A 22,324-nucleotide genomic window follows, 5' to 3' on the forward strand; every position below is an offset into this window, starting at 1 on the left:
CGGAAAATTAGCAGCAGCTTTTGTTTCTCTCATTTTTTAACCCTTGATTCGCATTTATATGAATTAATTAAAGATAGTATGATAAAAATGCATTTTCAAATAGAATTTGAAAAGCATTTGTTGACTTTAGATAAATGATGTTTTGCTACAATAGCTCTCTCGCTTTGAATTTAATCTCTTAAATCACTAACTTTGCACAACTTTTAAGCACTCAAAATCCTCATGATATGTCAACTAGTTCAGGAACAAGTCAATTAATAGAAGGTGTAGAAATTAAAGCCGCAGTAAGCGATGTCTTTGCTGAAATTTTAACTCCTGAAGCATTGAGCCTGGTGGCGAAAATGCACCGAAAATTTAATAAGAGAAGGAAAGAACTGCTTGCTAAGCGGCAAGAGCGGCAAAAAGAAATTGACAATGGTAAATTTCCTGATTTTCTGCCAGAAACAAAAGAAATAAGAGAAAGTGAATGGACTTGCGCACCACAACCTAAAGACCTTTTAGACCGGAGAGTTGAGATTACCGGTCCTGTTGATCGCAAAATGGTGATCAATGCCTTAAACTCCGGAGCCAAGACTTTCATGGCAGATTTTGAAGATTCCAACTCTCCTTCATGGAACAACAATATCAATGGGCAGATCAATCTGAGAGACGCCATCAATAAAACCATCACTTTTGAAAATCCTACCAAAGGCAAAAGCTATAAGCTGAACGATAAAGTAGCTACTTTACTGGTACGTCCCAGGGGTTGGCATTTGGTCGAGAAAAATATTTTAATAGACGGAGAACCTGTAAGTGGTGGTCTTCTGGATTTTGGACTTTATTTTTTCCACAATGCAAAAACACTGATCAAAAACGGAAGCGGCCCTTACTTCTATTTGCCAAAAATGGAAAGTCATTTGGAAGCCAGGCTTTGGAATGATGCTTTTGTGCTGGCTCAAGATGAATTGGGTATTCCACAGGGAACAATCAAAGCAACAGTGCTGATTGAAACAATTTTGGCCTCTTATGAGCTTAACGAAATACTTTACGAACTGCGCGAACACTCAGCAGGACTGAATTGCGGAAGATGGGATTATATTTTTAGCTATATCAAACGATTCAGAAATCACAAAGAATTCATGACTCCTGACCGCGATCAAATTACCATGACAGTTCCTTTTATGCATGCCTATTCACTTTTGGTGATTCAAACCTGCCACAAGCGCGGTGTGCACGCAATGGGTGGAATGGCAGCCCAAATTCCTATTAAAAACGATGAGGAAGCCAATGCCAAGGCCATTCAAAAAGTAGTGGCCGATAAAGAGCGTGAAGCCAAAGACGGACATGATGGTACCTGGGTAGCACATCCTGGGCTGGTAAAAGTGGCAATGGATGTTTTTGACAAGTACATGCCTAATCCTAATCAATTAGATAAAAAAAGAGCAGACGTCAATGTTTCAGCCAAGGATTTGATTGAAATTCCAGAAGGAACAATCTCTGAAACCGGCCTGAGAAAAAATATTAATGTAGGAGTATTGTACATTGAATCTTGGTTGAGAGGCAATGGTGCTGCTGCTATCTATCATTTGATGGAAGATGCTGCTACTGCTGAAATATCAAGAACTCAAGTCTGGCAATGGCTGCATTACGGTGCTAAATTGGACGATGGAAGAACTGTTACCGAAGAGCTGTACAAAGAATTGTTGCCACAGGAATTGGCCAAAATCAAAGCCTATGTGGGAGATGACGCTTTTCACAATGGTAAGTTTGAAAAAGCAACACAATTGTTTGATGCACTGGTAATGCAAGATGAATTCGAGGAATTTTTGACTTTGTCGGCTTACGAATTTATCCAATAAAAAGAATTATAAACAATCATTATTAATTCATAAAATCAAAAGAATGTCAACAAAACAAGAGCGCATTGATGCCCTAAAAAATTGTTTGACATGCTGATTAAAAATGAAGAATTATTAACCCTTCCAGCTTAGGACTTAATCGACTATAAACTATAAAATTTAACACATGAAAAATCCACAATCTAGTTATGTTTCTGCTCTAGAAACAGTTCAAAAACTAAAAGAAAAATACGGGGAAGCTTGGAGAGAGATCAACCCTGAATACGTAGCACGCATGTACACACAAAACCGTTTTAAAACGGGATTGGAAATTGCAAAATATACTGCAGCAATTATGCGTGAAGATATGGCCGCGTATGATGCAGACCATTCAAAATACACACAATCATTGGGTGCTTGGCACGGGTTTGTGGCGCAACAAACAATGATTGCCGTAAAAAAACACCACAAAACAACTAAAGGAAGGTACATCTATCTGTCTGGTTGGATGGTAGCAGCATTGCGTTCTGAATTTGGTCCTTTACCCGATCAGTCGATGCACGAAAAAACTACTGTGGTTAACTTGATTGCAGAAATCTATGATTTCTTAAAGCAAGCAGACGCAACAGAATTAAATGATCTGTTCCGTAGAAAAGCAGCAGGTGAAGATGTACAAGATCTGATCGATAATTTTGAAACACATGTAGTGCCAATTATCGCTGACATAGATGCTGGTTTTGGTAACGAGGAAGCAACATACCTACTTGCTAAGAAAATGATTGAAGCGGGTGCTTGTGCAATCCAAGTTGAAAATCAGGTGTCTGATGCTAAGCAATGTGGTCACCAAGATGGTAAAGTAACCGTTCCCCACGAAGACTTTATCGCCAAGTTAAATGCAATCCGTCACGCATTTTTGGAATTAGGTGTAGAAGATGGAATCATTGTGGCTCGCACAGATTCTGAAGGAGCAAGTTTAACACAAAAATTACCTGTGTCAATGGAACCAGGAGATTTAGCTTCTCAATATTTAGATTTCGTTGATGCAGAAGAAGTAAGCATTGATGAAGTAAATGATAATGATGTATTGTTAAAACGCAATGGAAAGTTAGTTCGTCCTGTTCGTTTATCAAATGGTTTATACCGTTTCAAAGCTGGAACAAACATTGACAGAGTGGTACTGGACTGTATAACTAGTTTACAACATGGTGCAGATTTACTATGGATTGAAACCCCAACTCCAGATGTAGAAGCTATTGCAGCAATGGTTAACAGAATCAAAGAGCAAGCACCTCATGCAAAATTAGTTTACAACAACTCTCCATCGTTTAACTGGACCTTGAATTTCCGTCAGCAGGCTTACAGACGTTGGAAAGCCGCAGGAAAAGATTTGTCTGAATATGATGCAAATGATCTGATGAATGCGAAATACGATAATTCTGAATTGGCAATTGAAGCTGACCAGAAGATCAAAACATTCCAGGAAGATTCATCTAAAGTATCAGGTATTTTCCATCACTTGATCACTTTACCAACATACCATACTACGGCTTTACATATGAACGATTTATCTCAAGGTTACTTTGGAGAAGATGGTATGTTGGCTTACGTAGGTGGTGTTCAACGTCAAGAAATTCGCAAAGGCGTTTCTTGTGTGAAACATCAGCGTATGGCTGGTTCTGATTTAGGTGATGACCATAAAGAATTTTTTGCTGGAGATAAGGCTTTAAAGGCAGGTGGTACTAAAAACACTTCTAATCAGTTTGAAACTGCAAAATAGATAGTTTAGAGATGTGATGTTACAGTGGTCATCAGGTTACAGACCTACGATTATTGAAACTGCACAGTTCAATAAATAGATTAATCGATAATGATTACAAAAACCTGTCTCTTTTTGAGGCGGGTTTTTTTAATTTTGAGAAAAATTAAAAATGAGCAATAGATATATATTAATACTGATTAGTGTCCTGCCCTTGCTTTTTTCTTGTTCTGCTACAGCTCCCGAAGGTTTGGGCGTGTTTGAAGATAAATTGTCAGATTGCCCTGCTTCTCCCAATTGTGTTTCTACTATGGAGTCCGAAGATGATGAAAAACACTACATGGAACCATTGCAATTTGATGATCTTCAGGAAGCACGTTTGAAAGTGATTTCTATAATTATGGAAACTCCAAGAACGGAAATTTTACTGCAAAATCGCGAGTACATTCATGCGGAATACACCACACCAATCCTTCGCTTTGTAGATGATGTTGAGTTCTATTTTGATACAGAAAATAAGCTGTTGCATTTTCGTTCGGCCTCAAGAGTAGGTTATTCAGATTTTGGAGCCAATAGAAGGCGGATGGAGAAATTTAAGAAAGCATATTTAGAATAAAACTATGGACCTACTATTGTGGAGTGTGATTTTTATTGCAGCACTTGCCTTACTTATCAAATCATCGGATTATTTTATCGATTCAGCCGAAAAATTTGGGTTGTACCTAAAGCTATCACCGGTTGTTATCGGCACTTTGATTTTGGCATTCGGCACTTCCTTGCCCGAATTGATTACTTCCTCTCTATCTGTATTGAAAAATGAATCGGAAATAGTGCTGGGAAATGTGCTCGGTTCGAATATTGCCAATACCTGCCTGATTTTTGGCGTCATCCTCTTGATGAAAAAGGAGAAGGGCAGCCTTAAATTTTTGTCTTTTAAAGCAGACAACTGGGTAGTGCTTGCAGTTACTTTTTTGCTTGTTTATTTGATTTCAGATGCATTGCTCCCGGCTTATGAGTCATTTGTCTTGCTCGCTGGATTTGTGCTTTATGTGCTTTATTCAGTATGGCAATCAAGAGCTCAGGAACTTGTAGATGATGTAGAAACTGTACCTGAGGCATTTCCGATCAATTCATTGCTTATTCTTTTCGCTTCTGGAGCAGGAATTTATTTTGGTGCAGATTATACCATACAATCTGTTGTGAAAATATCAGATATATTGGGTGTAGGTAAAGATATAATTGCAATTACAGCGGTAGCCCTGGGTACTTCATTGCCCGAATTGGTTGTAAGTATTGTAGCTGCTAAAAAAGGAAGTATGGAACTGGCCATTGGTAATGTGCTGGGGTCAAGTATTTTCAATATACTTGGTGTTACGGGCATTTCTACTTTACTGGGACCGGTAGTGGTTTCTGAAAATATTTTATATCCTGCAGTGCCTTTTCTAATTGGAATTACAGTGTTGTCATTTCTGATTATCCATTTTAATAAGCCGCACAAATTTTTCGGCATATTGTTCCTATTGCTCTATTTGCTTTTCAACCTCGATATTATTTTTACTTTTTCGGACAAATATTTCGGGCAATATTTCTAATCCTTCAACTCAGTAATCCATTCTTTGTGTTTGAAGCGTTCCCATTTTTCAACTTCTGAAAGATTAAAGTTCGGGTCAACAATAGCCTGTGCAGGTCGGCCATTCAGGCTGATACGTGTATGCGCATAAATACCAATGGAGTCCATACCTTTTTCATTGTAATAGTCTTTCAGATATTGTGAAAATTGCCAGATCATATCTGGTCTTTTAAACATAGCTCTTTCCTGGTGTGGTTTTAAGTGCTCACGGGTATTGACCCTTTGTTTTTTACCGTTTCTGAAATTTTCTACAATAAAGTAGCCGCTACCTGATTTTGAGCGTGTCATCATATGCCAGGAGAGCCTGTGTCCTTCCTCTGTCCAGTTTACATTCCCTTCGTAGAAGTGGTGGCGCAGCGGCAAATAAATTTGCCCGCACAAATAGAACCCTATACATAGCAACAGAACTTTTCTTGAAAAAGTGATTTCCCGGGGCATTTGTAAAGGAGTGAATTTTTCTTTTTTCCTGAAGAACATGCGTTTGATTTCTGTCGGATCCCAGTATAAAACAATAGCAGAAATAGCCATGAAAGGAAAAATCCCGATCTGGAAAATAGCAGAATTACTCAGGTGAAAAACAAGCGTAAGTCCCAGGGCGAGATAACGGGTTTTTCTGAAAAGCAGTAGCGGAATAATGGTAGCATCGTAAAAGATACCCCCGTAAGCCATCAACCAGAGCATCCATTCCTGTTGAAGAATGGGGCCTATCAACCAGTAGTCGCTTTTGTAGGACAGCCACAGTTTTAGAGGCATAGCCTGAAGCCAGTCGGGATGGAGTTTGGCCAATACGGCAGAAAAATAAACAATGGCAAATTGCATCTGCAACACAAAATAAGTCCAGTAGGGAATGCTTAGCTTTTTCAATGCTGGATTTTTTCGCACATCAAGAGAAGCATAAGTATTTGCTGGAATAAAGATCATAATGCCAACAAGTAGCAGCAGCAAATAATAATGATTGTTGTAGCTTGATTTTTGGCCGAAATAGATTCCCGCCCACATAATGAAATAGGCAATTGCTGAAAAACGATACTTCCAGCCCAGCATAAAGAAAAGTCCGAAAAAGCCCATTACAATATTGTAGGCATACATCTTTGGGCCTGATAGCATACTCAAAAATTCAAAGCCAATAAATGTAAATCGAAAGCTGGGTTCTACAAATTTTTCGGTCATCCAGCTGGTGAGTATCGCCCCCCATGCTTCAGCTACCAGCAAAAAACCCAACAATATTCGCCAGAGGATAATGCCGCTGCTGTCTCTTTCTTCAAAAAGCTTTTGATAGAATATTTTCAGCATAAATGAAGATTGATTGAACTTGTCATTGCGAGATGTAGCATTTTTTTGAAACCGGGCAAATTGTGATGTTTGCTTTAAATGTAGGGGCGCACGGCCGTGCGCCCCTACATTTAAAGCCTATTCCATTTTAATGGATTATAGTAATCATCAAACTCATGTTACAATTAAATTAAACTCTAAATTAATCAGGAATGCTGAAATTATCAGGTTTATGAATTTTTTCTCACAGAAAATTAATATTGCCCCAAACACGTTATAACCTTAGTTCGTAAATTCTTTAATGCTCAGAATGCCAGAAAATTGTGAGATTCGACTGGAAATATTGATGGAATAGCGGGCTATTTTAAGATATTTCCAGGAATAAGATTGCTGTTTTCTGGCATTTGAAATCCATAAAACACAATTTGCTGCGTTGCATTTGTTTGGTTTATCCCGATAGGCCTTCTCAAATGCGCCTTGCCTATTGCGTTTTAATGAATTTCCCCGCCTGCATGAAACATTCGGGCAGGTGAGCTCTTAAATAATTATAGAACTCAGGTTTATAAAGCGCATCTTTAAATTCTTGTTTAGGGTTTGTTGCAAAATAAGGTCAACAAAATTGAGGCAGTTATTTTGCTACAAACCCTTAGCTTCGCAGATTAAACTCATGCTATTTAATTGATTGATATGTACAGAATTGTTTTGCTTTCAATTTTATTACTGTTACCTGGCGCATACCTATTTGCGCAATCTCCGGTGCAGGGAGAAGATCTAATTAAAGCCCTGGGACAAAGGCAAAATACTGATTTGGTCAGCCGGTTGAACAATTATATAGGGGAAGATCACGAAAGCAAAGGGGCGCAGATTATTATTTCCGGCTCAAAACTGACACGAATTGATATTTACAATGACAAAAATGTTTTGATGCAGAATATGTCTGCTTTCAAGGGCGATTTGCCATTAGGGCTTAAATTGAGCAGTACTATTTTTGAAGCCAAAAAATTGCTTGGAGAAGGCTACGAGGAGGAAGGGGACAAAGGCGGTTCTTATACCTTAACAAAAGAATTTCCCTTGAATGAGCTCGATGCCTGGCAGATCAATATTATGTACAATCGGGGGCGTGTCAATTTGGTTTCTATGATTTTTGTGGAAAAAGGCAGGGCTGCTGCTGAAGATGCAGAGATGATTTCCAAAACCGGCCTTTCGGGAGAGGATTATTTTTTGATGATCAGAAAAAACCTTTACAATTTCCAGGTAAAAACGCTTTTATCCCATTTTGGAAATCCCGATTATTCCAAAAAGAACAGGAGAATTTATTTAGACGGTGGGCTTGAAATGCAATTGTCCAAATACAAAACAATAGAAAAATTGGTGATGCACCCTTCGGGCAGTAGAGAACCGCTTACTGGTAAAACTTTTAAGCAATTCCCATTGGCTTTGCCTTTTGGAATTAAATTTTCAGACAATAGAAATCTTATACAGGAAAAATGTGGGCAGGCACCACTGCAAGATGGAAATTCTATGACTTATTTTGAACAAAATACCGAAATGCGACTTTTCTTTTCGGGCAATACGCTCAGCAGAGTAGAAATTTATAAACCTGAAGCAGAAAAAAAGGATTGAGGGATTAAAAAGAGAATATGAAGATCAGGATTTTTGTAACAGGAGGTACATTCGACAAAGAATATGATATGATCAATGGCCGCCTGTTTTTTAAAGATACCCATTTGCAGGAAATGTTGAAGCTGGGCAGGAGTGATTTGGAGAATCTTAGTATTCGTACTTTGATGATGATCGATAGCCTCGAAATGCGGGATGAGGACAGGGAAATGATTGTAACCAATTGCAAAAGATGTTTGGCAGATAAAATTGTTATCACACACGGCACAGATACTATGGTGAAAACCGCACTGGAAATCGCCAAACATAAAATGAATAAAACCATTGTATTGACAGGCGCAATGATTCCCTACACCTTTGGCAGTTCCGATGGGTTTTTCAATTTGGGCTCTGCTTTGGCATTTGTGCAAACCTTACCCGATGGCGTGTATATTGCAATGAATGGCAAATATTTCAAAGCCAATAATGTGATGAAAAACCGCAAGACCGGTTATTTTGAAGAATTAAACACAGAAGTTTAATCTGCGAAAAATGAATGAGACAAGCCCGATTGACAAAAAATACCTGGAGCCTACAAAATATGTAGATTCCGATCATCCTGCAATTATAAAAAAAGCAGAAGAAATTGTTGCCGGGCTCAATAATGATAAAGACAAGGCCGTAGCACTCTATTATTTTGTTAGAGATTCCATTCGCTACAATCCCTATGAGATTGATCTGAGCGAAGAAGCATTGAAAGCCAGCACTGTATTTAAAAGGGGCTATGGGTTTTGTGTGGAAAAGGCCAATCTGCTGGCCGCTTTTGCGCGCTCACAGGGCATTCCCGCCCGCTTTGGATTTGCGGATGTTAAAAATCACCTGAGTTCTCCCAGGCTTATCAAAGCACTGCGATCCGAGGTTTTTGCTTTTCATGGCTATACCGAATTGTTTATCAATGGAAAATGGGTAAAAGCCACACCTGCTTTCAATCGCGAACTTTGTGTGATTTTGAATGTAAAACCTCTGGAATTCGATGGAGAGGAAGATTCTATATTCCAGGAATTCGACAGCGATGGAAAAGCATTTATGGTTTATTTAAAAGATCACGGTATTTTTCACGATATCCCCCGTGCCTATATGATTGAAGTATTGCAAAAGCATTATCCGCATTTGTTCACTTCCGGAAATATCAGTTTTTCGGAAACAGGGGATCAATATTTCTTTAAAACTTGAAAGCTCCACAGACAGCAAATATCAAAACAGAAGTCAATGCTGGAATACAGCATATTGATGACTTTAAAGCAATTCCAGAAGCACTGTATCAGGCTGCTTTCACCAGGGGCAATACTTTTTGGTCGCGCGCCTATTTTCAGATGATAGGCGAGACCTGCGATAAGGATTTTGAGCAACACTGGCTTTTGTATTATAACAGTGTCGGCAGATTGATAGCTGCTGCCACATTCCAGGTTTTTAATTTTTCGGGAAAAAATTACCGCTTTGATTTTAATTACGATGGACTGAAATCAATAATCCCTGAATTTTCAAAATTGATCTTAAAATACCTTATCCGTCCTTTCTCTGTGAAAATATTGTTGCAGGGCAATGCCTTTACCACAGGTAATATTTCACTGGTCTGCGATACAGAAAAAATCAAAATGGCAGACTGGGTGCAAAAAGTGGAGCAATGGCAATGGAATACATTTCTGAAAAAACGCCTCGATATAGATGTGGTGCTGTGGAAGGATTTCAATAAAAAAGAGTTGGCAAATTTCGCGCATTTGCAGCAAAAGGATTATTTGAAATTTGAAGTACAGCCCACAATGACACTCTCTATTCCCGATTCCTGGAAAAGCTTCAACGATTATCTGGGTGCCATGCAAAGCAAGTACCGCACCCGTATGCGGAAAGTTTTCAAAAAAGGCAAAGCTGTTAAAACCAAACGGATGGACAGCCAGGAGATACAAGCACAGATCGGGAAAATGGAGGAACTTTACAATCAGGTAGTGGCGCCCTCCAACTTTAAAATGACCACACTTCCTGTAGAGCATCTTTGGAAATTGATGGAAGGAAATGGTGACAGTTTTAAAGTCCTTGGGTTTTATGCGCCAGAGGGTTTAATAGGTTTTATCTCTTTTTACAGAAAGAATAATGAAATGTATGCCGGGTTTATGGGCATAGAACGAGAGCATCAGTTTAAATACGATCAATACCTGCGCACACTTTTGGAATTGATAAAAGCCGGGATTGAACTGGATTTTTCACAAATTTATTTTGGACGAACAGCACTTGAGATCAAAAGCTCAGCCGGTGCTGTACCAGAACAACTCTTTTTATTTGCCAAACACAGAAAAAGTATTTTCAACACATTTCTTAAACCAATGGTGAAAAGGCTTTCCAAACAAGCCGAATGGACCCAGCGACATCCTTTCAAGTAGAAATATTATCTTTATAGTAATAATTTCTAAAACCATGAAGTATTCGATAGTTTGTCTTTTTGTATTATTCCTTTTTCTACAAGTAAAAGCCCAGGGAGAACTCGATATTTATTTTACGGTGCAGTTGGCGGCAGTAAAAAACCCCATACCCAAAACCAATAAGCTTTTCAGCGATATGCCCAACTTAGAGGAAGTAAAGTTCGAAGATGGTTTTTACCGCTATTTCAGCGGCAATTTTATGGCGCATCATTTTGCCCAGGATTATTTGAAGAAAGTACATGCAATGGGTTATGAAGATGCGTTTATTCTTGCCATTAAAGACGGCAAAGAAAGATTAACGGCTGAGGAAGCTATAGAGTTGATTTATGGGGAGTGAGTTAAATTTTCGAACTGATTCTCTTTTATAGATGTTAAGCATCTCAGACTTTCAAAAAGAACTCTCAAAGCAATTTGCATTAAAGTTTTGATTTTATCCGAAAAAAGCGGATTTTTGCAGTTCAAATTTTGCGAAGATTAAATAGAAAACAATGGCAAGAATATGTGATTTAACAGGAAAAGCTACGGTTAGCGGCAATCGCGTGTCGAAATCAAACCGCAAGATCAAGCGTAAATTTTATCCCAATTTGCAGAAAAAACGCTTTTATATCCCTGAAACAGATGAGTGGATGACCCTGAAAGTTTCTACTAAGGCGATCAGAGCAATCAATAAAAAAGGCATGTACCAATATCTTCGCGAATTGGAGAAAAAAGGTGATATCGTAGTAATATAAAATAATAAGCAGCAATGGCTAAGAAATCAAAAGGTAACAGAATACAGGTAATTTTAGAATGCATGGAACAAAAAGAGAGTGGTGTTCCAGGTATTTCAAGATATATTACCACTAAGAACAGGAGAAACACCCCTGACAGGATGGAATTGAAGAAATACAATCCCTACCTGAAGAAAAAAACACTTCATAAAGAAATCAAATAATTATGGGAAAAGTAAGTAAGAACGCAAGAACCGACCGTGGTAAATTTTCCGGAGAGAAAAACATGGTCAAAGTAGTAAAAGCCGTGAAAAACAAAAACGGAGCATACAGCTTTAAACAAAAAGTAATGCATAAAGACACGGTAAAAGATTTTCTGAATCAGAAATAATCTGAATATTTCAGACCAATTTTAAAAAGCTCTCTTTCAGGCAAGGAGGGCTTTTTTTAATTTTATTCATCACTCACAACTAACTAAAGATGGCATTATTCGGTTTTTTTTCGAAAGATAAAGAGGAAGAAAAAGAAAAATTAGACAAGGGGCTTGAGAAAACAAAAAGCAGCTTTTTCTCAAAAATGGCCAAGGCTGTGGCCGGCAAGACCACCATTGACGAAGAAGTGCTCGATGAACTGGAAGATGTGCTGATCTCATCAGATGTTGGTTTGCAAACCACTGTAAAGATTATAGAGAATATTGAAAAGCATGTTGCTGAAAATAAATATTTCGGTACGGATGAGCTCAATAATATTCTGAAAGCAGAAGTAGAGAAAATTCTGGATATTGACGGATACAAAGATCACAGTGACATTGATACTGTGCTTACCAAAAAACCTTATGTTATAATGGTAGTGGGCGTAAATGGTGTTGGCAAAACCACTACGATTGGTAAGCTGGCTTACCAGTTTAAATCAGCAGGTAAGAAAGTGGTGATGGGTGCTGCTGATACTTTTCGGGCTGCTGCTGTAGATCAGTTGACCATTTGGTCGGAAAGGGTAGGAGTCCCCATTGTGAGTAAAGGAATGGGAGCAGATCCGGCTTCAGTGGCTTTTGACAGTATAAAATCCGCACAGGCACAGGATGCAGATGTGGTACTGATCGATACGGCTGGTCGATTGCACAATAAAATCGGTTTGATGAACGAACTTTCTAAAATTTCCAATGTAATGAAGAAAGTGATTCCTGATGCTCCGCATGAAATATTGCTGGTACTCGATGCTTCCACAGGTCAAAATGCCATAGAACAAGCCAAACAATTTACTGCTGCTACAAAGGTCAATGCACTGGCCATTACAAAATTAGACGGTACGGCAAAAGGTGGCGTAGTACTCGGAATTGTAGATCAGTTTAAAGTGCCGGTAAAATATATCGGTATTGGTGAACAAAAAGAGGACTTTCAGCTTTTCAATAAGTCAGCATTTGTTGATTCGCTTTTTAATAAAGCATAAGCCTCAATTATTTTGAAAACAGGAAAAATTGCGCAGGATAAAGTCAATGTAATAACTTTGGGATGTTCCAAAAACCTAGTGGATTCCGAAGTCTTCATGGGACAGCTGCGCGCCAATAATGTAGATGTAGTACACCAAAGCGATCAAGAGGACAGCAATATCATTGTCATCAATACCTGCGGTTTTATCGATCTGGCCAAAGAAGAATCGGTCAATACCATTTTACAGTATTCGGAAGAAAAGCGAAAAGGAAATATAGAGAAACTCTTTGTTACAGGTTGTCTGTCGCAGCGCTACAAAGATGACCTGGAAAAGGAAATTCCCGAAGTAGATGCATTTTTCGGCACCATGGAGCTGCCGCTTTTGCTCAATAAATTCAATATCGACTACAAACACGAATTGCTGGGCGAAAGGGTGATTACTACTGAAATGCACTATGCGTATTTGAAAATTTCGGAAGGTTGTAATCGTACCTGTACTTTTTGTGCCATCCCGCTGATGCGCGGCAAACACGTTTCCAAACCTATTGACGAACTGGTGGCGGAATGCAAAAAACTGGCTGCAAAAGGCGTGAAAGAAATTATGTTGATTGCCCAGGAACTGACCTATTATGGCCTGGATATTTACAAAAAACGCGCACTTACAGAATTGCTGCAAGCCCTTTCAGGAGTTGAAGGCATAGAATGGATACGCCTGCATTATGCCTATCCGCATAAATTTCCGCTGGAAATTATTGATGAAATGGCGCGCAATCCCAAGATTTGTAATTACCTGGATATGCCTTTGCAGCACATCAGCAACAATGTACTGGCGCAAATGAAAAGACAGATCACAGCGGATGATACGACAGAGCTGATAACGGCAATCAGAAATAAATTACCGCGTATTGCACTTCGAACTACAATGCTTGTTGGCTTTCCCGGTGAAACTGAGGCTGACTTTGAGGCCCTCTGTGATTTTGTGCGGGAGACAAGATTTGAGCGATTGGGTGTATTTGCCTATTCACATGAGGAAAGTACAGGGGCCTTTGATCTGGAAGATGATGTGCCTGATGAAGTTAAACAAGATCGCGTTAGCCGGTTAATGGAAATCCAATCTGAAATTTCCTTTGAGCTCAATCAAAATAAGATTGGAAAAACATACAAAGTGCTTTTTGACCGAAAAGAAGGGGGCTATTTTGTGGGCAGAACAGAATTTGATTCTCCCGAAGTTGATAATGAAGTGCTGGTTTCTGCTAAAGATGACTATGTAAGAATTGGTGATTTTGCAGAAATTGAAATTACCGATGCAGAAGAATACGACCTTTATGGAAAGGTGTTAAAAAATGAATAATGCAGAAAACCGAAATCTCCTATGAAGTTGCCGGGATACTCAATAATTTGATTGGGGACTATGTGAAAGGCAGTAAAAATATCAACGAATTTATCAGCCATCCTTTTGAGTTTTCTGCTTTTGAAAAAATTATAGCAGAAAAAGAAAAGGCCTATAAAAACAGGGAAATCCTACATACTGAACTGCTGCGGCAATACAATGATTTTGATTGCAGCGATGCTGTAAAGCAGAATATTGATTTGCTGAAAAATGAAAATGCTTTTACAATTACTACAGCCCATCAGCCCAATATATTCACTGGCCCTTTGTACAGTATTTACAAAGCTGTTTCTACAATTAAGCTCTCACGTTCTTTAAAGAAAGCTTTTCCCGACAAAGATTTTGTGCCTGTATTCTGGCAGGGCTCTGAAGATCACGATTTTCCTGAGATCAACCATATTCAGTTGTTTGGGAATAAAATTGAATGGGATTTTGAACACAAAGGTGAAGCTGTAGGCCGGATGAAAACAGAGGGCTTCGTACCCCTTCTGGAGCAAATTGGAGAAATTCTGGGAGATCGGCCTTATGCTGAGGAACTCAACACACTTTTGAAATCTGCTTATGATGGCAAGCGAAGTATTGCTGATGCTTATAAATACATTATGAATCAGCTGCTTGGCGCAGAAGGTTTATTGATACTTAACCAGGATGCTGAAGTATTGAAGAAAGCATACCTGCATGTATTGAAAACAGAGATCAACGATGAAATTGTGACCAAAAATGTATTGCCGCAGATTGGGCAATTAGAGGAAAAAGGCTATAAAGTCCAGGCGAGTCCCCGTGAGCTGAACATTTTCTATATAGATCAGGACAATGTTAGAAACAGGATTGTGAAAAGCGAAAGCGGTTTTTCTGTTTTGAATACTAAATCGAAATGGAATTCTGAAGTAGATCTGTTTCAAGAAATGGAAGAGTATCCACAGCGCTTCAGTCCAAATGTGTTTTTACGCCCCCTTTACCAGGAGCAAATTTTGCCCAATCTGGCCTATGTTGGAGGGCAGGGTGAATTGTCCTATTGGATGGAATTGAAAAAGCTTTTTGATGCTTGCGAAACCCCTTTTCCTATACTGGTTTTGCGCAATATGCTGGCCATAGTCAATAGCAGTAGCTGTAAGAAAATCAAGAAATTAGAGCTTACACACAAAGAGTTGTTTTTGGATGAGGCCACAATACTCAAACGATTTGTTAAAAATCATTCTGATAATCCCCTGGAATTAGACCGTGAAAAAGCCGAGTTCGAAAAACTTTACGGGAAAATTAAGGAGAAAGCCATTTCAGTTGACCCATCGCTCGGGGCCAGTGTGGAAAGTATTATGCAGGGGCAGCTCAAAGCATTGAGCAATATTGAAAGCAAAATTCTAAGAGCGGAGAAAAAGCATTTTGATATTGCCCAAAACCAGATCAGCAGTGTAAAAAACGCATTATTTCCAAATGGGAATTTGCAGGAACGCAGTGAGAACTTTATGCATTTTTACAGTGTATATGGAAAGGATTTTATAAAAGCATTGTTGGAAAACCTGGAGCCTTTTGAAAAAAGCTTTTATTTGTTGAAAGATGATTGAGCTCAATTAAGCACAAACCGTTATGACAAGATTAAGTGTAAACATCAATAAAGTAGCGTTGGTTAGAAATGCGAGAGGAAGCAATTTGCCAGATTTGGTACAGGTTGCCAAAGATTGTGAAAGGTTTGGTGCAGAAGGAATCACCATTCATCCCCGGCCAGATGAAAGACATATCAAGTACCGGGATGCTTATGATTTAAAAGAGGTTGTAACTACTGAATTGAACATTGAGGGCAACCCCCAAAAGCGCTTTATGAATATGGTGCTTGAAGTTAAGCCCGAACAATGCACACTTGTGCCTGATGCCAGCGACCAATTGACTTCCGATCACGGATGGGATACGGTGCAGCATCAAAGTTTTTTGAAGGATACTATCGCACAATTGCATGAGCAAAATATCCGTGTTTCTATTTTTATTGATCCGGTTCCTGAAATGCTGGAAGCCGCAGTTGATACAGGAACTGACAGAATTGAATTATATACCGGCCCTTATGCTACAACATACGATAAAGATCGGGAATTGGCTGTGAAAGCTTTTAGGGAAGCCGCATTACTTTGTGATGAACTAAATCTGGGCATAAATGCTGGCCATGATCTGAATTTGAAGAATCTGCAATACTTTAAAAGTCAAATTCCCGGCTTGTTAGAAGTTTCCATTGGCCATGCATTGATTTGTGATGCGCTTTACTTTGGACTGGAAAATGTAGTTCAGATGTATTTGAACAGGTTGAGTTAATTTTAATGATGAATTTGAAGCTTGGTCACAATTTAATTGAAATTAGAACGCCAAGAGAAATCTTAAAAATCAAATAGTAATGAAAGCGACTAAAAAATTCGATGCTGTTAAAATGATGAGAAAAATTCGCGAGAAGTTAAGTGAAAAATATTGGAAGCATCCCGATATTTTGAAAAAAGAAATGAAAGCAATACGGGAAAAACATAAGTTTAATGTAGATGTATCAAAATCTAATTGAGGCCTAATAGCTATAAAACTATAGGTTAAAAACTACTCCACTTTTACAATTTTTTCAATCTTCGTTTCATTGCCATCATTAACGGTAACCAAGTACATGCCTTTTGATATCCCCAAGCTATTAGAGTTGATATAGTGGTTTTGAGGTCCGGCAGGCAGCGTTCCTTCAAATACTGTACTGATTTTTTTGCCGGTAATGTCAAGCAATTCAACCTGCACATCCGTTTCTTTATTCAGACTGTAATATACATTGGCATAATCCGTAAAAGGATGTGGAAATACTTTCAATTGATTGAGATTGCTTTGTTCTTTAGGATTGCTAATCGCCCCCCCGTCAGATGTTGGAATGCCTTTTTTTACTATACTGAATTTATCTCCAATTGTACTGTCAGATTTAAGGTAAATCAGATCCAATTGATTGCCTGAAACTTCAATTACAACAGAACCATAAGCACTTGATCCGCCATCAGCAGCGGCCATTATTGGATGATTTAACTCTGGGTTGGATGTACTGCTACCTCCATTTCCGGAAACCACATACATGGTTCCATTATTGCCGCCAACGAGATCAACATTTTTTATGTATTCTTCTCCAAGGTCAGGATTGCCACTTAATCCATTAATCACATGTACTGAGGAATCAAAATCTCCTGAACTTCCATAAAATCCTTTTATCATATAGGAGCGCTCATAAACATGGCTATGTCCACAAAGGATCATATCCACGTCATAGCTTTCCAACAATGGCACTACATTTTCACGCATGCCTTTCATATACAATTCCCATTGATCATCAGAATCATGAGAACCTTTGGAAAATGGAACTTGATGCCAGAATGCAATCACCCAGGGTTGCTCATTTTGATCCAAATCTTCTTCTAACCAGGCTTTCATAGGGGAATTATTCCATCCCGCAGTACTCATAATCCCGGTCCAGTCATAGTCTTCTACTGAAGAGCCTATTTCCGAATTCAAAGAGATAAAATGTATATTGCCATAATCGAATGAATAATATAGCGGGAGTCCTGAAGGTGTTCCACCTGCTTCTCCATCTTCAGGTACGCTTACAATATTATAATAAACGCCTTCGTGATGAGTTGGGTTTTCTGTACATATAATAGGACAAACACTATTATAATCGTGATTACCGGGGCAGGGCCAGAAGGGCATGTTTTTTAATATACTGCTGTAGATAGTTTCATCAAAAACTTTGTCGCTGTATTCTTGTTCATTGCCATCATCATAGGCATTATCGCCCAACCAAAGCCACACATTTGTTCTCAGTGAATCTCCAAGATAGTTGAGGTAGGCATCTCGTACATCCTTTTGTCCCTGGTTGCCTTTTCCAAAATCACCTATAGCCCAAATTCTTATAGGGTCGGTTGATTCCGGTCCTGGTATTGGTGCAGTGTAAAAATGTTGTGCTTCTTCCGAAGCAGATAAAATCCCGGAAGAATCACCAACACTGTAATAGTATTTTGTATTGGGTTCAAGGTTGGTCAATTTAACCTTGTGTTTGATCACTTTATCACTTAGTACCTCATTCATGTCTAAATTATTGAGGTTTTTGCCATAATACACCCTGCTGTCAGTGGTTGAATCTGTATCCCAGCGCACTACTATACTGTTAGATGTATTGACTTGTAAATAGGGGCCTCTTACAAGTGTCTGGGCATTGCTGTCGCTATTAAAAAAAATAGAGAGCATTAATATGATAATAAGCTTTTTCATGAGTGTTGTGTTTGTTTTATAAATATACAGGAATTGCTTCAAAAAATAGGCAAAAACTATTTTCATGATGTATGCTCTTCCATATATGCTTCCATATCCGGGCAAGTACAAATCAGGTTTCTATCACCATGTGAATTGTTGATTCTACCAACAGGAGTCCAGAATTTTTTATCGCGCACAAAGGGCAGTGGATAGGCTGCTTTTTCACGGGCATATTTGTGTTTCCAGGCATTGGCGGTAATTACTTCACAGGTATGTGGTGCATGTTTCAGCACATTGTCTTCCAGGTCTGCCTCACCGGTTATTATTGCTTCAATTTCTCCTTTAATGGAAAGAAATGCTTCACAAAAACGGTCTAACTCTGCAAGATCTTCACTTTCTGTAGGTTCAATCATCATTGTTCCGGGTACTGGAAATGACATTGTAGGTGCATGAAAACCATAATCAACTAACCTTTTAGCTACATCTTCCACTTCTATTTGTGCTGATTTTTTCAATTTTCTGAAATCCACGATCAACTCATGTGCTACCCGGTTATTTTTACCGGTATAAAGTATATCATAGCTGTCCTGAAGCCGACTTTTGATATAGTTGGCATTTAGAATGGCATATTCAGTAGCAGATTTTAAACCGCCTTTGCCCAATAGTTTTATATAGGCATAAGATATCAGTAAAATACTTGCACTGCTGAAAGGCGCAGAAGAAATGGCATTAATAGCCTGTTCTCCTCCTGTTTTAACTAGGTGATGCCCGGGTAAAAAAGGAGCGAGATGCGCCTTCACGCATATTGGCCCCATGCCCGGACCGCCACCGCCATGAGGTATGGCAAATGTTTTGTGCAAATTGAGGTGGCATACATCCGCACCGATAATTGATGGATTGGTCAATCCAACCTGTGCATTCATATTGGCCCCATCCATGTACACCTGTCCGCCATTTTCGTGAATACTTGCACATACTTCCTTTACATGCTCTTCAAAAACCCCATGTGTGCTTGGATAAGTGATCATCAGCGCGCTGAGGTTTTCTGTGTATTTTTCAGCTTTAACTTTAAGGTCATCAAGGTCAATATTGCCGTTTTCATCGCATTTTACCACTACCACTTTCATACCTGCCATTACTGCACTTGCAGGATTGGTACCATGTGCAGAAGAGGGAATTAAAACGATATTGCGCTGTCCTTCACCTTTTGATTCCTGAAAAGCCCTTATGATCAGGAGGCCTGCATATTCCCCCTGGGCACCGGAGTTGGGCTGCAGGGAAGTGGCATCAAATCCGGTAATGGTATTGAGGTATTTTTCCAGTTCTTCTATTATCTCGTAATAGCCCAATGCCTGATCTTTTGGCACAAAAGGGTGCAGGGCAGCAAATTCAGGCCAGCTAACAGGTATAAGCTGAGTTGTGGCATTGAGTTTCATAGTGCAGCTGCCAAGTGCTATCATAGAATGTGTAAGTGAGAGGTCTTTATTTTCCAGAGATTTAATATAGCGCAAAAGCTGACTTTCCGAATGATAATTGTTAAAAATAGGCTGAGTGAGATAATTGCTGTTGCGTATCAGGGAATTTTGCCAATCCAGGGTGATCTCTAATTCATTGGCAGTTTTTGCATCAGAGGAATCATTGCCCAATGCATTTGAAAAAACAGAAACAATTTGATCGATATCTACTGGAAGAGTAGTTTCATCAATAGCTATAGCAATACTTCCATCCTGAAAATACCTGAAGTTTACTTTATTGTTTACTGCTGTCTTTTGTATTTTTTCTTGTTCGCCTTTACTGGTTTTGATCTTTAGGGTGTCGAAATAGGCTTCGTTTTTCTGACTAAGACCGAGTGCTTTTAATTGTCTTTCGAGTTCACGCGCAAGGCCATGAATTTTTAATGCTGTTTTTTTCAACCCTTCAGGCCCGTGAAAAACTGCATACATACCGGCCATAATTGCGAGCAATGCTTGTGCAGTACAAATATTGGAAGTGGCTTTTTCCCTGCGAATATGCTGCTCTCTTGTTTGCAATGCCATTCTGTACGCAGGATTGTCATTTGCATCTATAGAAACGCCTATAATTCTACCGGGGACGAGCCGTTTAAAATCTTCTGTAGTGGCAAAAAAAGCAGCATGAGGGCCGCCAAATCCCATAGGAACCCCAAATCGTTGTGTGTTTCCAACTGCCACATCTGCACCTAATTCACCCGGAGCTGTGAGTAGTGTGAGGCTCATTAAATCTGTTGCCATTACAATATATACGCCTTTTTCTTTTGCAGCTGCAATCCAGTCATTGTAGTTGAAAATAGCCCCTTCCTGATCGGGGTATTGCAAGAGCGCTCCAAAAAATGTTTCGTCAGGATTAACATTTTCCACGGCATCTATCACCAGCTCAATTTCCAGAAAGCGGGCTCTGCTTTTTAGCACTTCAATGGTTTGTGGCAGGCAATTTTCAGCAACAAAAAATTTAGGGGCTTCAGTTTTTCTTTTATTGCGCTGTCCGAAAAACATACTCATGGCCTCGGCAGCAGCAGTACCTTCGTCCAGTAAGGAAGCATTGGCAATAGGCAATGCTGTGAGCTCACTCACCATTGTCTGGTAATTGATCAGTGCTTCTAATCTACCCTGGGCAATTTCTGCCTGGTAAGGGGTATATTGGGTGTACCAACCCGGGTTTTCAAAAATATTGCGCTGAATAACAGTAGGGGTGAAGGTGTTATAATACCCCATACCAATGTATGATTTGAAAACCTGGTTTTTAGCAGCTTTTTCTTTGGTCTCTCTTAGAAATTCATACTCGCTTATACTTTCTGGTAAATCCCATTCACCTTCTAAGCGAATAGAGGCAGGAATTGTTTCTTCAATTAATTGATCAATAGAATCAACTCCAATAACATTCAGTATTTTTTGAGTCTCTTCTTTATTAGGGCCAATATGTCTATTGACAAACTTTTCGCTAGCGTTAAGATTGATTTTCACCTGGGAATTTTTTTGTTTAAAAATTCATGCAAAATTACGATTCAGCAGTCAGATTTTTTAGGATTTACAAGCTTTAATCTGCTAACATTTGAACATTTAATTAAGTTGGTTGGGAATGTAGTTTTTTATGTTGATTTTATGTTTTTTAGCGTTAATTATCTCAATTCTGGTTATTAGGTACACATCTCCCATAATTTTATAATTTTGTAAATTGGTGGCTGTTCAAAATTAGTTGCTCAAAAAAATAGTATTTCTGTATGCTTCAAGCCCTGACATTTCTTTTTTTATTATTCCCTGTATTTCTTATTCAAGATAATGAAGTAGTAGATGTAAGGGTATCTGACCCTGATGCTCCTCCTGCGGAGCAAATTAAAGCATACAATGCCTTACCGGGAGCTTATTCTGATGAGGTTTATAAAGATTTGAATATTGAAAATTTTGAGTCCTTACCGGTGTTCAACAGGGAGATTGACTATACTGAAATGGATTACACTGTTTTGAATGTTTGTATAGTAATGTACACCAATAAATACAGAAACTCCAAGGGTTTACCCGCCCTTGAATTCAGACAGATTTTGAGAGATGCTGCTGTGTACCATACGCTGCAAATGGTGAATAAAAGATTTTATGGACATGAAAATCCACATCAGCGCAAATTTAAAACAGTGGTGGACAGGCTTGGTTTTCTGGGTTTTGAAGGACGCAATATGGCTGAAAACCTGGCACGTGATTTTATTCATCACTACAATGAAAAAAGCCCGTATTGGTATGATCAAAAACCGGATGGTAAAAATGATTTCTACTATGGCGATAATCAGGAAGTTAAGGGCTTAATCGTGCCAAAGACTTATCGTGAACTGGCTAAAACTATTGTTGCCAAATGGGTGCGATCGCCACAACATCGGCAGAATATTTTAAACAAAGATTATACATGGGTAGGTGTTGCAGCATTGATTGATTTTGTGAATGTTGAAACGAACAAATTGCCCAAGGTTTTTGTAACACAGGTACTGGGAGGATAAC

General features: G+C 38.9%; 21 protein-coding genes. 18 read left to right on the forward strand and 3 right to left on the reverse strand.

Going from position 1 to position 22,324, the window contains the following annotated elements; all coding sequences use genetic code 11:
• Positions 1-227 precede the first annotated feature (227 nt).
• From aceB to WD048_01465, 4 genes are all read left to right on the forward strand, one after another.
• Entirely contained in the window at positions 228-1,838 is a 1,611-nt protein-coding gene (gene aceB / locus WD048_01450) for a malate synthase A (protein ID MEX0810849.1), read from the forward strand.
• A gap of 166 nt (positions 1,839-2,004) precedes the next feature.
• Positions 2,005-3,594 (forward strand): isocitrate lyase, encoded by a 1,590-nt coding sequence (locus WD048_01455; GenBank protein MEX0810850.1) that lies wholly within the window; start codon positions 2,005-2,007, stop codon positions 3,592-3,594.
• Positions 3,595-3,745: 151 nt separating this feature from the next.
• Positions 3,746-4,189 carry a DUF1499 domain-containing protein gene (locus WD048_01460; protein ID MEX0810851.1) on the forward strand — a complete coding sequence of 148 codons (444 nt, stop codon included), beginning with the start codon at positions 3,746-3,748 and terminating at the stop codon, positions 4,187-4,189.
• 4 nt (positions 4,190-4,193) lie between these two features.
• Complete coding sequence (locus WD048_01465) at positions 4,194-5,165, forward strand: calcium/sodium antiporter (GenBank protein MEX0810852.1); 972 nt, start codon at positions 4,194-4,196, stop codon at positions 5,163-5,165.
• On the opposite strand, the gene WD048_01470 is transcribed toward WD048_01465, so the two are convergent.
• Positions 5,162-6,496, reverse strand: a complete 1,335-nt coding sequence (locus WD048_01470; protein MEX0810853.1) for an HTTM domain-containing protein — start codon at positions 6,494-6,496, stop codon at positions 5,162-5,164. The two genes, WD048_01465 and WD048_01470, sit on opposite strands and share 4 nt — an antisense overlap.
• Before the next feature lie 666 nt (positions 6,497-7,162).
• Here WD048_01470 and WD048_01475 point away from each other — a divergent pair.
• The 13 genes from WD048_01475 (at position 7,163) to WD048_01535 (ending at position 16,611) form a co-directional block, all read left to right on the forward strand.
• Positions 7,163-8,098: a hypothetical protein gene (locus tag WD048_01475; GenBank protein ID MEX0810854.1), complete on the forward strand. Its 936-nt coding sequence runs from the start codon at positions 7,163-7,165 to the stop codon at positions 8,096-8,098.
• A gap of 17 nt (positions 8,099-8,115) precedes the next feature.
• Positions 8,116-8,616: an asparaginase domain-containing protein gene (locus WD048_01480; protein ID MEX0810855.1), complete on the forward strand. Its 501-nt coding sequence runs from the start codon at positions 8,116-8,118 to the stop codon at positions 8,614-8,616.
• Between the two features lie 10 nt (positions 8,617-8,626).
• Positions 8,627-9,307, forward strand: a complete 681-nt coding sequence (locus WD048_01485; protein MEX0810856.1) for a transglutaminase family protein — start codon at positions 8,627-8,629, stop codon at positions 9,305-9,307.
• Complete coding sequence (locus tag WD048_01490) at positions 9,304-10,509, forward strand: hypothetical protein (protein MEX0810857.1); 1,206 nt, start codon at positions 9,304-9,306, stop codon at positions 10,507-10,509. Before WD048_01485 ends, WD048_01490 begins: the two co-directional genes overlap by 4 nt.
• A gap of 34 nt (positions 10,510-10,543) precedes the next feature.
• On the forward strand, positions 10,544-10,885 hold the full coding sequence (locus WD048_01495) for a hypothetical protein (GenBank protein MEX0810858.1): 342 nt from the start codon (positions 10,544-10,546) through the stop codon (positions 10,883-10,885).
• Between the two features lie 151 nt (positions 10,886-11,036).
• Entirely contained in the window at positions 11,037-11,279 is a 243-nt protein-coding gene (gene rpmB / locus WD048_01500; protein ID MEX0810859.1) for a 50S ribosomal protein L28, read from the forward strand.
• A 14-nt stretch (positions 11,280-11,293) separates the two neighbouring features.
• Positions 11,294-11,482 carry a 50S ribosomal protein L33 gene (gene rpmG, locus WD048_01505; GenBank protein ID MEX0810860.1) on the forward strand — a complete coding sequence of 63 codons (189 nt, stop codon included), beginning with the start codon at positions 11,294-11,296 and terminating at the stop codon, positions 11,480-11,482.
• A 2-nt stretch (positions 11,483-11,484) separates the two neighbouring features.
• Positions 11,485-11,649: a DUF4295 family protein gene (locus tag WD048_01510; protein ID MEX0810861.1), complete on the forward strand. Its 165-nt coding sequence runs from the start codon at positions 11,485-11,487 to the stop codon at positions 11,647-11,649.
• An 89-nt stretch (positions 11,650-11,738) separates the two neighbouring features.
• Positions 11,739-12,704 carry a signal recognition particle-docking protein FtsY gene (gene ftsY / locus WD048_01515; protein ID MEX0810862.1) on the forward strand — a complete coding sequence of 322 codons (966 nt, stop codon included), beginning with the start codon at positions 11,739-11,741 and terminating at the stop codon, positions 12,702-12,704.
• A gap of 12 nt (positions 12,705-12,716) precedes the next feature.
• Positions 12,717-14,036 (forward strand): 30S ribosomal protein S12 methylthiotransferase RimO, encoded by a 1,320-nt coding sequence (gene rimO, locus WD048_01520; protein MEX0810863.1) that lies wholly within the window; start codon positions 12,717-12,719, stop codon positions 14,034-14,036.
• A complete protein-coding gene (gene bshC, locus WD048_01525; GenBank protein ID MEX0810864.1) occupies positions 14,036-15,637 on the forward strand; it encodes a bacillithiol biosynthesis cysteine-adding enzyme BshC in 1,602 nt (533 codons plus the stop codon). Before rimO ends, bshC begins: the two co-directional genes overlap by 1 nt.
• Before the next feature lie 22 nt (positions 15,638-15,659).
• Positions 15,660-16,373, forward strand: coding sequence for a pyridoxine 5'-phosphate synthase (locus tag WD048_01530; protein ID MEX0810865.1), 714 nt, complete (start codon positions 15,660-15,662; stop codon positions 16,371-16,373).
• Between the two features lie 79 nt (positions 16,374-16,452).
• On the forward strand, positions 16,453-16,611 hold the full coding sequence (locus WD048_01535) for a hypothetical protein (protein MEX0810866.1): 159 nt from the start codon (positions 16,453-16,455) through the stop codon (positions 16,609-16,611).
• 32 nt (positions 16,612-16,643) lie between these two features.
• On the opposite strand, the gene WD048_01540 is transcribed toward WD048_01535, so the two are convergent.
• On the reverse strand, positions 16,644-18,341 hold the full coding sequence (locus tag WD048_01540; GenBank protein MEX0810867.1) for a metallophosphoesterase: 1,698 nt from the start codon (positions 18,339-18,341) through the stop codon (positions 16,644-16,646).
• 62 nt (positions 18,342-18,403) lie between these two features.
• Entirely contained in the window at positions 18,404-21,301 is a 2,898-nt protein-coding gene (gene gcvP / locus WD048_01545) for an aminomethyl-transferring glycine dehydrogenase (GenBank protein MEX0810868.1), read from the reverse strand.
• A 257-nt stretch (positions 21,302-21,558) separates the two neighbouring features.
• On the opposite strand from gcvP, the gene WD048_01550 reads away from it, so the two are divergent.
• The gene (locus WD048_01550) at positions 21,559-22,323 is read left to right on the forward strand and encodes a CAP domain-containing protein (GenBank protein ID MEX0810869.1); all 765 of its coding nucleotides are present in this window, start codon (positions 21,559-21,561) and stop codon (positions 22,321-22,323) included.
• Position 22,324 lies beyond the last annotated feature (1 nt).

It is taken from the genome of Chitinophagales bacterium (assembly GCA_040877935.1).
Classification (GTDB): domain Bacteria; phylum Bacteroidota; class Bacteroidia; order Chitinophagales; family CAIOSU01; genus JBBDNB01.

Bases quoted from the DNA above. Each gene is read 5' to 3' on its own strand.
- bshC (MEX0810864.1), top strand. From the start codon at position 14,036: ATGCAGAAAACCGAAATCTCCTATGAAGTTGCCGGGATACTCAATAAT.
- WD048_01550 (MEX0810869.1), top strand. From the start codon at position 21,559: ATGCTTCAAGCCCTGACATTTCTTTTTTTATTATTCCCTGTATTTCTT.
- ftsY (MEX0810862.1), top strand. From the start codon at position 11,739: ATGGCATTATTCGGTTTTTTTTCGAAAGATAAAGAGGAAGAAAAAGAA.
- WD048_01510 (MEX0810861.1), top strand. From the start codon at position 11,485: ATGGGAAAAGTAAGTAAGAACGCAAGAACCGACCGTGGTAAATTTTCC.
- WD048_01535 (MEX0810866.1), top strand. From the start codon at position 16,453: ATGAAAGCGACTAAAAAATTCGATGCTGTTAAAATGATGAGAAAAATT.
- aceB (MEX0810849.1), top strand. From the start codon at position 228: ATGTCAACTAGTTCAGGAACAAGTCAATTAATAGAAGGTGTAGAAATT.
- WD048_01470 (MEX0810853.1), bottom strand. From the start codon at position 6,496: ATGCTGAAAATATTCTATCAAAAGCTTTTTGAAGAAAGAGACAGCAGC.
- WD048_01465 (MEX0810852.1), top strand. From the start codon at position 4,194: ATGGACCTACTATTGTGGAGTGTGATTTTTATTGCAGCACTTGCCTTA.
- WD048_01530 (MEX0810865.1), top strand. From the start codon at position 15,660: ATGACAAGATTAAGTGTAAACATCAATAAAGTAGCGTTGGTTAGAAAT.
- WD048_01480 (MEX0810855.1), top strand. From the start codon at position 8,116: ATGAAGATCAGGATTTTTGTAACAGGAGGTACATTCGACAAAGAATAT.
- WD048_01455 (MEX0810850.1), top strand. From the start codon at position 2,005: ATGAAAAATCCACAATCTAGTTATGTTTCTGCTCTAGAAACAGTTCAA.
- rpmB (MEX0810859.1), top strand. From the start codon at position 11,037: ATGGCAAGAATATGTGATTTAACAGGAAAAGCTACGGTTAGCGGCAAT.
- WD048_01485 (MEX0810856.1), top strand. From the start codon at position 8,627: ATGAATGAGACAAGCCCGATTGACAAAAAATACCTGGAGCCTACAAAA.
- rpmG (MEX0810860.1), top strand. From the start codon at position 11,294: ATGGCTAAGAAATCAAAAGGTAACAGAATACAGGTAATTTTAGAATGC.
- WD048_01460 (MEX0810851.1), top strand. From the start codon at position 3,746: ATGAGCAATAGATATATATTAATACTGATTAGTGTCCTGCCCTTGCTT.
- WD048_01495 (MEX0810858.1), top strand. From the start codon at position 10,544: ATGAAGTATTCGATAGTTTGTCTTTTTGTATTATTCCTTTTTCTACAA.
- WD048_01540 (MEX0810867.1), bottom strand. From the start codon at position 18,341: ATGAAAAAGCTTATTATCATATTAATGCTCTCTATTTTTTTTAATAGC.
- WD048_01475 (MEX0810854.1), top strand. From the start codon at position 7,163: ATGTACAGAATTGTTTTGCTTTCAATTTTATTACTGTTACCTGGCGCA.